At 62.8% G+C, this 12,961-nt stretch carries 10 protein-coding genes; 6 read left to right on the forward strand and 4 right to left on the reverse strand.

Going from position 1 to position 12,961, the window contains the following annotated elements; all coding sequences use genetic code 11:
- Positions 1–53 precede the first annotated feature (53 nt).
- The 5 genes from P2869_RS19000 to P2869_RS19020 all read left to right on the forward strand — a co-directional run bounded on the left by P2869_RS19000 (position 54) and on the right by P2869_RS19020 (position 7,104).
- Positions 54–785: an enoyl-CoA hydratase/isomerase family protein gene (locus P2869_RS19000; RefSeq protein ID WP_277599180.1), complete on the forward strand. Its 732-nt coding sequence runs from the start codon at positions 54–56 to the stop codon at positions 783–785.
- 91 nt (positions 786–876) lie between these two features.
- The gene (locus tag P2869_RS19005; protein ID WP_277599181.1) at positions 877–2,277 is read left to right on the forward strand and encodes an MFS transporter; all 1,401 of its coding nucleotides are present in this window, start codon (positions 877–879) and stop codon (positions 2,275–2,277) included.
- 22 nt (positions 2,278–2,299) lie between these two features.
- The gene (locus tag P2869_RS19010; protein WP_277599182.1) at positions 2,300–3,811 is read left to right on the forward strand and encodes an aldehyde dehydrogenase; all 1,512 of its coding nucleotides are present in this window, start codon (positions 2,300–2,302) and stop codon (positions 3,809–3,811) included.
- 229 nt (positions 3,812–4,040) lie between these two features.
- Positions 4,041–5,741 carry a tannase/feruloyl esterase family alpha/beta hydrolase gene (locus P2869_RS19015; protein WP_277599183.1) on the forward strand — a complete coding sequence of 567 codons (1,701 nt, stop codon included), beginning with the start codon at positions 4,041–4,043 and terminating at the stop codon, positions 5,739–5,741.
- 214 nt (positions 5,742–5,955) lie between these two features.
- On the forward strand, positions 5,956–7,104 hold the full coding sequence (locus tag P2869_RS19020; RefSeq protein WP_017773401.1) for a porin: 1,149 nt from the start codon (positions 5,956–5,958) through the stop codon (positions 7,102–7,104).
- A 268-nt stretch (positions 7,105–7,372) separates the two neighbouring features.
- Here the strand turns inward: P2869_RS19020 and P2869_RS19025 are convergent, their stop codons facing one another.
- A complete protein-coding gene (locus P2869_RS19025) occupies positions 7,373–8,257 on the reverse strand; it encodes a hypothetical protein (RefSeq protein WP_277599184.1) in 885 nt (294 codons plus the stop codon).
- Between the two features lie 784 nt (positions 8,258–9,041).
- Between P2869_RS19025 and P2869_RS19030 the strand changes: the two genes are divergently transcribed.
- A complete protein-coding gene (locus P2869_RS19030; RefSeq protein ID WP_017773402.1) occupies positions 9,042–9,383 on the forward strand; it encodes a DHCW motif cupin fold protein in 342 nt (113 codons plus the stop codon).
- Between the two features lie 14 nt (positions 9,384–9,397).
- Here P2869_RS19030 and P2869_RS19035 read toward each other — a convergent pair whose 3' ends face one another.
- From P2869_RS19035 to P2869_RS19045, 3 genes are read right to left on the reverse strand one after another with little or no spacing between them, the layout of a single operon-like run.
- Positions 9,398–10,384, reverse strand: coding sequence for an ABC transporter permease (locus tag P2869_RS19035; protein ID WP_277599185.1), 987 nt, complete (start codon positions 10,382–10,384; stop codon positions 9,398–9,400).
- Entirely contained in the window at positions 10,381–11,361 is a 981-nt protein-coding gene (locus tag P2869_RS19040) for an ABC transporter permease (RefSeq protein ID WP_277599186.1), read from the reverse strand. The genes P2869_RS19035 and P2869_RS19040 overlap by 4 nt, the downstream gene beginning before the upstream one ends.
- The gene (locus P2869_RS19045; protein WP_277599894.1) at positions 11,358–12,920 is read right to left on the reverse strand and encodes a sugar ABC transporter ATP-binding protein; all 1,563 of its coding nucleotides are present in this window, start codon (positions 12,918–12,920) and stop codon (positions 11,358–11,360) included. Before P2869_RS19045 ends, P2869_RS19040 begins: the two co-directional genes overlap by 4 nt.
- Positions 12,921–12,961 lie beyond the last annotated feature (41 nt).

Consider the following 12,961-nt stretch of genomic DNA (forward strand, 5'->3'; position numbering starts at 1 on the left):
CACCTCGAAATTCTATGAATACGCTGTATACAGATTATACAACAGGAGACGACATGGATCGCAGTCCATTGCAGGCCCCCGTTCTGATCGAACATACCGGCGACACGCTCACCTTCACGCTGAACCGCCCGGAGGCCGGCAACGAGGTGTCGGGTGCGATGTTCGACGCGATGTCGGACGCGGTGCGCAGCGAAGCCGTGCAGCCGCGAGCACGCGTGCTGCGCATCCGCGCGAATGGCGACGTGTTCTGCACAGGCCGTGAACGCGCGGGGCGGGACGCCGTCTCGATTCGCGCCGAAGTCGCGCGTCTGATCGAGCTCAAGCGGCTCGTACGCAACACGTCGTTGATCTCGATTGCACAGGTGCAGGGCGATGCGTTCGGCTTCGGCTTCGGGCTCGCGATTCTGTGCGACTTCACGCTCGTCGCGTCGTCGGCGCGGCTTGCGTTCCCGGAGATGCGGGCAGGTTTGCCGCCCGCCGCGATCATGGCTTATCTGGGCGGCTACGCGTTGCCCAAAGCCGTGTTCCCGATGGTCCTGTTCGGCGACGTCATTGCGCCGGAAGCGGCCTTGCAGGCCGGGCTCGTCACGCGCGTATGCGAGCCCGCGAGCCTGCACGCCGATGCGGACGCGCTTGCCGCGCGCATTCTCTCGCTCGACGAAGCCGGCGCGAAGCAGTGCAAGGCGTTCTTTCTCGCGGCGCAGGAAGGCAGCGTCGAACAGAACTTCCGCGCCGCGACCGACATGCTGACCGTCAACGCATTGCGATTGATGCAGGCCCGCTGAGCGTTGCCGTGCTTCGCTAGCTCGATACAACACGACGTGCGCGTCGATAAGCGTTGAACGCTACGCACTGCCGCGTCGACAGGAGACAGACATGAACGTCAACGCAGGGCCCAGGCTCGACCGCTTGCCGATGTCGGGATTTCACCGGCGCATCATGTGGTTGATCGGCATTGGCATGTTTTTCGATGGTTTCGATATCTACGTCGCATCGACGGTGCTCGGTGCGACGCTGAAATCGGGCTTCTCCACGCTTGGGCAGAACGCGCTCTTCGTGTCGCTGACTTTTCTCGGCATGATGCTCGGCTCGCTCGGCACCGGTTTTCTCGGCGACCGCTTCGGCCGCCGCTTCACGTATCAGGCGAATCTGGCCGTGTTCGGTCTGGCATCGCTCGGCGCCGCACTCGCGCCGAACATGAGCGTGCTGATTGCGTGCCGGTTCGTCATGGGACTCGGCCTCGGCGCGGAAAACGTGGTCGGCTACTCGACGCTGACCGAATTCGTGCCGCCGCAGAAGCGCGGCAGGCTGCAAGGGTTAATGGCGGTTTTCGTGGTCTCGGGTTTGCCTGTCGCGGGATTGATCGGACTGCTGCTGATCCCGTCGTTCGGCTGGCGAGCGATGTTCGTGCTCGGTGGCGTGGGTGCACTCGGCGTCTGGTATGCGCGCAAGTCGTTGCCGGAGTCGCCGCGCTGGCTCGATTCCGTCGGACGGCATGAGGAAGCCGACGCGATTCTGAGCCGGATCGAAACTGAAGTCACGGCTGCGCGAGGCGGCAAGCCGCTGCCTGCGCCCGCGTCCACGAAACCCGGCGCGGCGGCGCCGCAGACGCTGTCGTTCGGTTCGCTGTTCAGCGGCGCGATGCTGCAACGGATGATCGTCGGCTGCGTGACGCTCGTCGTCATCAACACGCTGCTGTATGGGTTCGTGACCTGGCTACCCACGTTCTTCGTGCATCAAGGCTTCAGCATTGCGAAGTCGTTCGGGTTTGCGCTCGTGATGTCGCTGGGCGCGCCTATCGGTTCCGCCATCGGCGCGCTCACGGCCGACGTGTGGGGACGCAAGCGGACCATCATTGGCTCGTCGTTTGCTGCGATCGTGTTCGGTGCGATGTATCCGTTCATCTCGAGCCCCGTGATTCTGCCTGTCGTCGGACTGCTGCTGACCGTTCCCATCTACGTGCTGGTCGCGCTGCTGTTCGCCGTGTATGTGCCCGAACTCTTTCCGACCGAAGTGCGGCTGCGCGCCTCCGGCGTCTGCAACACGCTGGGACGCGGCGCCACCATCGTCACGCCTTTCATCGTGGTATCGCTTTTCGCGCAATACGGCATCGTCGGCGTGCTCGCGATGATGATCGGCTTGCTCGCCGTGCAGATCGTTGTGGTTGCATGGCTGGGCGTCGAGCCGTCGGGACAGCGACTCGAAGACCTTCAGCCGGAAGACACGCTTGCGCGCGACGCGCTTCATGCCGATGCGCACGCTTCGCCTCTCAAGTAGATGAACTGACAGGAACAACGCAATGGACACAACCAACACACAGCACTACGACGCACCGTTGTTGATCGACGGCGAATGGACCGATGCTGAAGAAGGCCGCACGCTCGATATTCTGAATCCGGCGACGGGCGAAGTGATTGGCGCACTCGCATCGGCTTCGGCTGCCGATGTGGATCGCGCGGTGCAAGCGGGGCATCGCGCATTCGAAGGCGGGGCGTGGCGCGATATGTCGATCCAGCAACGCGCACGCATCATGAATCGCTTCGCCGATCTGTTCGAAGCGGATCTCGAACAGTTCTACAAGCTCGAAACGCTAAACAACGGCCGTCCCATTTCGGAGACGCGCGCACAAATTTCACGGCTGCCGCAGTTCTACCGCTACTTCGCGGCGCTTGCGCTCACGCGCCGCAGCGACGTGATTCCGATTGAAGGGCCTTACCTCTGCTACACGCAGCGCGTGCCGCTCGGCGTGGTCGCGTTGATGACGTCGTTCAATCATCCGTTGATGATTCTTTCGAAGAGCCTCGCGCCTGCGCTCGCAACGGGAAACAGCGTGGTCATCAAGGCATCGGAACAGACGCCGCTTACCACCGTGCGGCTCGTGAAACTGCTGCAGGAAGCAGGCGTGCCCAGAGGCGTCGTCAACGTCGTGAACGGAGAAGGGCGCGAAGCGGGCGCGGCACTCGCGCGGCATCCGCTAATCCGCAAGGTCGTATTCACGGGCGGCACCGAGGTGGGCCGCTCGATCGGCGAGGCCGCCGCGCGCAATTTCGCGCTGACTACGCTGGAACTGGGCGGCAAAGGCGCGGTGATCCTGTTCGACGACTTCGATATGGAGCGTGCGGTGAATGGCGCGGCGTTCGCCGCTTTCATCGGCGCGGGGCAGACCTGCGTGTGCGGCGCGCGCATCCTCGTGCAGAAGTCGATGTATGCGGCGTTCCTCGAACGTTTCCGCGCGAAGGCCGAGCGTATTCGCGTGGGTGACCCGACCGATGCAAAGACTCAGCTTGGCCCTGTGATTTCCGATCGCTCGCGGCAGCGCATTCTCGCCATGCTCGAACGCGCGCAGGCGGCGGGTGCGAAAGTGCTGACAGGCGCACGCGTGCCGCCTGCATTGAAGTCGGGCTACTTTCTCGAACCGACCGTGATCTATGACGCTGATCCGCATTCGGAGATCGGCCAGGACGAAGTGTTCGGACCCGTGACGGTCGTCATGCCGTTCGAAGACGAAGCGGACGCCATCCGCATTGCCAACGGCACGCAGTTTGGCCTCGCCGCTTCCATCTGGACGCAGGACGTTGCGCGCGCGCATCGGGTGGCGGGCAAGCTGGAATTCGGCATGGTGTGGGTGAATGACCATCATCGTCTGGACCCGGCGTCGCCCTGGGGAGGATTCAAGAACAGCGGGGTAGGGCGCGAAACGGGCATCGAGTCGTTCGATCAGTTCAGCGAACCACGTGCAGTCACCATCAACACGACGGGCAAGACGGTCGACTGGTACGCGGACGACGGCGAACTCAAGCGGCTGAACTAGGCAGCCAACCTGATTGAAGTCGAGCCGGCGGGAAGCATTGAGCGCGCCATATGTGCCGCCGGTGACGGTGTTCTGCGGGGACACCAGCTTGTCCGTTAATGACCTTACATCGCGTCTCTTGCCTCACTAATATCAGTGGTCAGTGAGGCAAGAGACGGGTGCCTGACGAAATGCGCCAGAAGACGCGAGCGAATCGCGCGATGCAAAGGTCGGTCATAACGGAGACATCATGAAACCAGCTCACCCCCGCAGGTTCGGCGTTGTACGCGCGATCATCCTCCTCACCACTTCGGCGGCGTGCGCATCCGGCCTCGCCGCGACGTTGCCCGCCGCACACGTGGCCGCATGCGAGCGCCTCCAGGGCATTATCGTGCCCGCTTCGGAGATCGCATTGCCCACATCCGGCGCAATCGTCACCGCGGCGAAGCCGATTGCTGCGAGCGGGAGCGGGGCCAGCGCGCTACCCGACTACTGCGCGATTACGGGCAAGATTGCCCCCGTCGACAGATCGGCACCCGACATCCAGTTCAAGGCCGCGCTACCCGCGCAATGGAACGATAAAGTCGTCATGTTCGGCGGCGGAGGTTTCGACGGCACCATTCCGGATGTGACGGGCAATGTACCGAATGGGCCAATCGACAAACCCGTACCGCTCGGTCGCGGCTATGCGACGTTCGCGAGCGACTCCGGCCACCAGGCTAACGTGCTCGCCTCTCAGGACGGGCGCTTCGGGCTCAACGACGAGGCGGTAAGGAACTTCGGCGGAGACGCGTTGAAGAAAACGCACGACGCTGTGCTCGCCATCATCGAGGCCCGCTATGCGCACTTGCCACGCAAGGCGTATTTCGCCGGCGGCTCGACAGGCGGACGCGAAGCCGTCACCGCGATCCAGCGCTGGCCGTCCGATTGGGACGGCGCAATCGCCTGGTATCCGGCATGGGACGATGCGGCTGCGTTGCTCGGCGGTCACCGCATGAACCGTGCGCTCGCGAGGCCTGACGCCTATCTTTCGGTCGGAAAACGGAAAGCCGTGTACGACGCGGCGATGCAGGCCTGCGACGCGCTCGACGGCGTGGTGGACGGCCTGATCAGCGATCAGCGGCAATGCAATGCGCGATTCGATCCGTCCGCGGCCACGTTGAACGGCGCGCCGTTGCGCTGCGCGAAGGGCGCGGACACCGGGGACAGTTGCCTGTCGGACGCACAGATTGAAGCGTTGAAGACGATCAATACGTCATCGCACTTTCGCTTCCGGCTGGCGAGTGGCGAGACGCAGTATCCGGGTTACAACGTGTGGGGTGCCGATCTGGGTATCACGAGCCGCACCTCGCCGGTGGAGCCCATCGTCACGTTCCTCGCGTTCGGCACTTCCCAGCCGGCGAATCCGATGCCCTCGACGGCACCGTACATCAGCGTGCTGACCGACCAGTGGATCAAGTACTCGGTCACGCGCGACCCCAACTTCGATTCCCTGTCGCTCGATCCGGAGCAGCCGGGTGTCTGGGCCAACCGCATCAGCGACCTGAGTTCGCAACTCGATGCCAGCACCGACATCTCTGCGTTCAAGGCGCGCGGCGGGAAACTGCTGCTCGTTCACGGCCTGGTCGATGTTCTGGTCAGCACGCGCGCGACGGAACAATACTATCGGCGGCTGCAAGCACAGTTCGGCGGGGATCAGGTCTATTCGTTCGTGCGGTTCTATGAAATTCCCGGCATGGGGCATGCCGCAAGCAGCACCTTCAACGCGACATGGGATTCGTTGTCGGCGCTCGAGCAGTGGCGCGAGCAAGGACGGGCGCCGGTCGGCCAGGTGACTACGGACACCGCTGGCGTCCCAGGACGTACGAGGCCGCTATGCGATTACCCGAAATGGCCTCGTTACGAGGGTGGCGACGTGGATCGGGCAGCTTCTTTCAGGTGTGTGGAATGAGTGAGGGCAAGCATGGGTGCTATCCGTTTCCTGGCCCGGTAAATAGCCCGGATTTTAGAGAGCACCTTTTCACTGAGAGGGACTAAAAGCAGAAAATCGGCTCATTACACTCCCCCCGTCGCATCGCTGGGAAACCTCGACGCGGCACGCGCGACACATATACGCAGCGCGCACGCGCTGCGACCGGAAAACGAACGGGTTGGGGGAAATCGTAATGAACAAGCGTTGGGGGATCGTCGTGCCCGCGGCCATGCTTGCTGCCGCCGCGCATGCGCAAAGCAGCGTGACGCTGTACGGCAAGATTGAAGACGGCATCAACTACACGAGCAATGCACGCGGCCACGGCACCGTGCAACTGCAAAGCGGCTACGATTACGGCAGCCGCTGGGGCATCAAAGGCGCCGAGGATCTGGGCGGAGGTTACCAGACGATTTTCGCCCTCGAGAGCGGCTTCGACGTCAACAACGGAAAGATGAGCCAGGGCGGTCGGGAATTCGGCCGCCAGGCGTTCATTGGCATCGCGTCCGATCGTTACGGTACGTTCACGATCGGACGCCAGTACGATCCGAGCGTCGACATCTTCTCCCCGCTCACCGCAAACGGGAACTGGACCGGCTATCTGTTCGCGCATCCGTATGACAACGACAACACCGACTACTCGTTCCGCGTGAACAACTCGGTGAAGTACGTTTCGCCGGTGTGGCACGGCGTGACCGCAGAGGCCATGTACGCATTCAGCAACCAGGCGGGCGGCTTCGCGAACAACCGCCTGTATAGCGCGGCGCTGCAATACCAGCAGGGTGGGCTGACCGTAGGCGCGTCGTATGTGAAGATCAACAACGCACGCAATGCCGGTTCCACTGGCGCGATTACCGGCGACAACACGTTCGACGCGTCGTCGCAGCAGAACATCGGCATCGGCGTGAATTACGCGTTCGCGAATGCCCTCATCGGCTTCGCGTATTCGCATGTCGACGTCTACGACCCCACGGCGAATGCGTACTTCACCGGAACGACGCAACCGGCTGGCGGCACATGGAAAGCGTGGAAGTTCGATAACTTCGAGGTAAACGGGCTCTATCACCTCACGCCTGCGTTTTACGTGGGTGCGGCGTACACGTACACGCAGGCGCGCGTGTCTTCTACAGTCGGTGCGTTCAATCCCAAGTGGCACCAACTGAGTACGAAGTTCAATTACGACATGTCGAAACGCACGTCGGTGTTCCTGGAAGGCGTGTATCAGCATGCAATAAACGCGCACACCGGAACCGACTTTGACTACGCGTACGTTCCGGGCGGGGCGGATATCTCATCGGGCCCGAATCAGTACGTCGTGCGTCTCGCGCTGCTGCATCACTTCTAATCCCCCACGAACGTTCGCGGATGCCGCACGGCTCCGCGAACGATGCGCGTGCGACGACGGCTCGTACCGCTGCGCGGCTGGTGCGGGGCAACTGAATTCGTGAAACTGGGCCATATAAAAAATCAACGCCTTAACTAGTAATTCCTTTGCCGCACACGTGGACCACGATGTGAATTGGTGAGACTGGCCGGCTTCGATCGGGTATTCGCAAGACTGTCAGGAAGGGAATCATCTGAGTTCGCATTGGGCGTGGACGCTTGCAATTTGCTCACGACGCGCCAAGCAGCATGTTGTTGAGTGCCGCCTTGCTCGGGACTTCGTTGTCTTCGATCATCCGAACCAACACGCGCTGGAGTATGTTGAACGTCTGCACCAAGTGATTATCGTTGTGCTTTGGTTTGCCGTGTGCCGCGGCAGAGCGTTTGTCGTACAGTTCAAAAATTTCGCGCTGCAGGGCGAGCCGTTCTTCGCCGGGCGGATGAACATACGACGCAATCAGCACCGACACGCGGAATCGCAGTTCGGACGTTGATGGCGAAAATAGCGCCTCGAGCGCGCCCCAAAGCGACACGAGCGTCAATGCGTGGTGTGGGACAAATGTAGAGAGTTCGAACGCTTCCATTGCGAGCCGGAAGTCGGCGTGCGATGCCATGAGCGACACGGCATTCGGCCAATATTCTCGGACCCAACCCAGCAATCCTATCAACGGCTTGGGCTGCGCCAGAGCCAGCTGGATGTACTGCGGGGTCGATTCAATTGGGGTAAGCCGGGTCTCGCGATCCGGAATCGCCGCGATCTCGGAGAAGGAATGGCTCGATTGCACGAGAAACCGTATCGTCGGATCGCAGCACAGCCGCAACACGCTCGTGATCGTTCGAGCTACATCGTACCGTGCCAAATCGCCCGGCGGCTTGTAGCTGCTGTGGATAACCAACTCCGTGTACACGTCGAACGCGTCATGACGCGTTGTCGCTTTCCACGGCGCCGGGTGATGCTTACCCGGTGCCTCGGGCGGGTTGAACGCCATCGTGTACGAACTCATCAGGTGAGCGTACGTGCGGCGCAGCGTTAGTCCGTGCCCGAGGTCGTACTCGTCGCGATCGGGCGGCAACTGAAGGGTAGTGAGTCCAGCGTAAAAATCGGAGGTGCTCATCGATGCTCTCTCCAACATCGTGAATTATTAGTGGGAACATCGGTCGTCTACAGCGGACCCTCGGCTCGCAGAAACGGCGGGACAGCTTATAAGGGAGGCTTGGTCGCAGCTATCGATGGCGAGTATGCCTGCTTTTGAGATAGCAGAAAGGCAGTTCCGGGCCGAGGCTGTGTGAAAACCCGCGCCGAACGCACCGGCTGATAAACCCGGGCCGCCAGATCGCCGCGTACGAGCTTCGAAGCGGCTCGGGAGGGGTAACGCGACACCCGAAAACCGGATAGTTTCGAGTTTTCACACAACCTCGGCCGGTTTGAGTCTGCCCGGCATCCGAGACCTGCGTTCGGCGAACACCTCACCGCGCTGGCTTCTGGAAAGCCAGATTTCAGGCTATCCAAGGCGCCGATCCGGGCAGTCTCACAATTTCCGTTTTTTCCAGTCTCACGAACTCGGCCGCAGTCTCAAGAATTCCGTTTCCCTGCGGCTGGATGGCGGCGCGAGTCTGTTCTGCAAACTGCGTAGCCGTTGCGATAGTGGGCGGCCGAAATTGCTCTCGCCGCCAAGCGCGGCGAAGCCTGTTACAAGCCATACCGGAATAACCAGTTGCCTTCCGTGCCAGGCAGCATCAGCCCAAACTACCTCTGTTTCTCAACGGGAAAATTCTCGCGACCCGGGCAATGCGGCTCTGCGGGCTATATCGTGTCCAGTTGAGGACACTCGCAAGCGAGACCGTTCGAACATCCCCCGCTGCGCGGACGCAAAGGGAACTCATAAAGGAAGAGACAGAATGAAAATGGACGCATTCGCCTTCGGCACGACCCACTGGGCAGAGGTTGAAAGAACGGAGCACCGCGGCGAAACCGGCATGGCTTATTGGCGCACCCGGTTTTTTGGTGAGACGCCGAATCAAATCCGCGTGCGGATGGTCGAATACACGCCCGGTTACCTCGCCGATCACTGGTGCCAGAAAGGCCATATTCTTTTTTGCCTGGAAGGCGAACTGGAAACGACGCTTGAAGACGGGCGCAAGTTCGTTTTGACGGCCGGCATGAGCTACCAGGTGGGCGACAACGCGGAGCCGCACCAGTCCTACACGAGGACCGGTGCGAAGCTGTTCATTGTCGACTGAGAACAGGTCGCGACCTAGCGCTCCCGCTTGCTTCGCCCGTAAAGCAGCAGCATGGCGGCGATCACCACGCCGTAGATGATCTGCCGCCCCGCCTCCGGCATTTGCGCAACGGAGAGAATCGACTGCAGCAGCGTGATCAGGATCGCGCCAGCCACGGTGCCGAGGTACGAACCCCGGCCGCCCAGGATCGACGTGCCGCCCAGCACGACTGCCGCAATCGCCGGCAGCAGGTAGGCGTCGCCCATCGACTGCGCCGCCTTCGATGCGTAACCGGCAAGCAGCACGCCGCCGAACGCGGCGAACGCGCTGCACACCGCGAACGCGGCCACGGTCACGAGCCGCGTGTTGATACCCGAGAGATACGCCGCGCGCTCGGTGTTGCCGATCGCGTACAGCGTGCGGCCGAAGGTCGTGCGCGACAGCAGGAATATCGTGGCGCCGCCGATCACCACCCAGAGTGCGACCGCGTTCGGCACGCCCGGCACGAGCCAGCCCGCCGCGAGCCAGCGCATCACTTCCGGCGCGGAATCCTGCGGCGACGACCCGCCCGTGTAGACGATCATGATGCCCTGCGCGACGGCGTTGGTCGCGAGCGTCGCGATCATCGAGGGAATGCGCAGCAGCGCAACCAGAATGCCGTTGACCACGCCGATCAGCACGCCGCAGCCGATTCCGGCCGGAATGGCGAGCACGCGCCCCAGTTCGCCATGCCCCGCGACGGCGCACGCCATCATTGCGCCGACGGTGATGGTCCACGGCAGCGAGAGGTCGATGTGACCGAGCAGAATCACCATCATCAGACCGGTCGCGATGATGCCGAGGAACGCGCCCACCTTCAATTGCAGCAGGATGTATTCGGGGGATGTGAAGCTGCGCGAGAACATGCCGCCCACGAGCAACAGCGCGACGATGCATGCGAACGAGATGAGAATCGGCTTGTCGACCCTGCGCGTGAGTTTCGACACCAGCGTGGCCCGGCTGCTTGTGGAAACGTCGGTCATTGGAACCACTCCAGACGATTGCGCACCCTGAACAGCCCGCATGCCCCGATCGCGACGGCGAGCAACAGGATCACGCCCTGGAACAGCGGTTGCCACAGCGCGTCGACATTGAATACGAAGAGCAGGTCGCCGATCGAGCGGAACGCGAACGCGCCGAAGATCGCGCCGATCGCGCTGCCCTTGCCGCCGAGCAGCGACACGCCGCCGATCACCACGGCGGCGATCGAAAACAACGTGTACGAGTTGGCACTGCCAAGGCTTGCTTCGCCGGTGTCCGTGAAGAAGGTGAGGAAGAGTCCGCCGATCGCGGCGAGCAGACCAGCCAGCGTATAGCTCGCGAATTTCGCGCGGCGAATCGGCATGCCGGAGAGGAAAGCCGCGGCTTCGGACGAGCCGGTCGCATACGCTGCACGTCCGATGGTCGAGCGTTTGAAAGGAATCCAGATGATCACCACCGCGGCGAGCAGAATCAGCAGGCTCGCCGGCACCACGGCGGCTACCTTGCCGGTCAGCGCGTCGCCTAGATCGTCGTTGATCGTGCCGCCCGGAACCGGGCGCAACAGCAGCGCGAAGCCGTAGTACAGCGCGCCCGTCGCGATGGTCGTGACGATGGGCTGCAGCCGGCCGAAGATGATGATCACGCCGTTGAGCGCGCCGCACAGTGCGCCGGCCGCAAGCACGCCGGCAATGCCGAGCGCGCTGTGCAACGCGTCGCCCACGACGAGCCACGAGCCGATGCAGTTCGTCAGCACCAGAATCATGCCCACGGAAAGATCGATGCCGGCCGTCAGCACCACGAGCGCCTGGGCCATCGAAACGAGCGCGAGCAGCACGGCCTTGTTCGCCGCCGTCTGGAACACGTTCGCCGAAAGCGCGGACGGATAGTTGAACAGATAGATCGCGAACATCAGCACGAACAGGCCGAACGCGAAGCTCGTGCCGCGATTTTCCGCATACCAGTAACGCAGACCGCTCATGATGCAACTCCCGTGGAAGGCGAGAGCTGCCCGACCGGCAGGTCGAGCGCGCTCGCGATCAGGTTCTGCTCGGTGATCTCCTGCCCGACGAGTTCTTTCTTGATGCGGCCTTCGTACAGCACGAGCACGCGGTCGCAGCAGCCGATCAGCTCGTCGTAGTCGGTCGAATAGAACAGGATGGCCGCGCCTTCGTCGGCAAGGCGCCGCAGCAGTTGATAGATCTCCTGCTTGGTGCCGACGTCGATGCCGCGCGTGGGGTCGCTCAGCAGCAGGATGCGCGGCTTGCGCGCGAGCCACTTGGCGATCACCACTTTCTGCTGGTTGCCGCCCGAGAGCGACCCCACGGCCGCGTCGACGCTTGCCGACTTGATGGCGAGCAGCGTGGTCATCTGGTCGACCAGCGCCTGCTGGCGCTCGCGGTCGATCACGCCCGCGATGGACATGCGGTCGAGCGCGGCGAACGACAGATTTTCGCGCACCGACATGGGCAGCATCAGGCCTTCGGTCTTGCGGTCTTCGGGAATCAGCGCCATGCCGATGCCTTTCGCGCGCGCGGCCATTGGGCTGCCGATCGACACGGCCTTGCCGTCGATCTCGATCGTGCCGGCGCAACCGCGCAACACGCCGAACAGCGCGAGCAGCAGTTCGCGCTGGCCTTGTCCGTCGAGGCCGCCCAGACCCAGAATTTCGCCGCGCGTGAGCGAGAAGCTGATGCCTCGCAGCGTGTCGCTCCAGGAGAGGTCGCGGCAGGCCAGCACCGGGGCCGCGGTTTGGCGTTGTCCAGGCTCCGCTGGTTCGTCGGCGGCTTCACCGCCAGCGTGATTCGCAGGTTTGGCCGGGAAAGCATGCTGATACGTCCTGCCGATCATCATTTCGACAACCTCGTTGTCGGTGCGCGTGCCGGCTTCGAAGCTCATCACGTGACGGCCGTTGCGATAGACCGTGCATTCGTCCGCGAGCGCCTTCACCTCGTGCATGCGGTGCGAGATGAAGAGCAGCGCGAGCCCTTCGTCACGCAGGCGTTTGAGCACTTCGATCACGCGCGCCACGTCGGCGGCGGTCAGCGCCGACGTGGCTTCGTCAAGAATCAGGATGCGCGGTTCGTGCGCGAGCCCTTTCGCGAGTTCGACCATCTGCTGGCGCGAGAGCGGCAGGTCGCGCACTTTGGCGAGCGGGTTGATGTCCGGCGCGCCGGCACGCGCGAGCGCGGCCTCGGCCTGGCGACGTTGAGCCTTGCGGTCGATCATGCCGAAGCGGCGCGGCGGGTTCGACGCGAAGATGTTGTCCGCCACGCTCAGGTCGGGAATCAGCGAAAGCTCCTGATACACGCAGACGATGCCGGCCGCGTTCGCCTCGGCAGGCGAGCCGAACGCGACTTCGCGGCCGTCGAGCCGCATGGTGCCTTCGTCCGGCTGCACGACGCCGGACATCACCTTCAGCAGCGTGGACTTGCCCGCGCCGTTCTCGCCGAGAATCGCGTGGATGCGTCCGCGACGCACGGCGAGTTGCGCATGGTCCAGCGCAACGGCGCCGCCGTAGCTCTTCGACACGCCCGACATCTGAAAGAGCAGCTGCTCGGACTGCTCCGATTGTTCCTGTC

Origin of the sequence: Paraburkholderia sp. SUR17, assembly GCF_029536165.1 — a bacterium.
In the GTDB taxonomy this organism is placed as follows: Bacteria; Pseudomonadota; Gammaproteobacteria; order Burkholderiales; family Burkholderiaceae; genus Paraburkholderia; species Paraburkholderia kururiensis.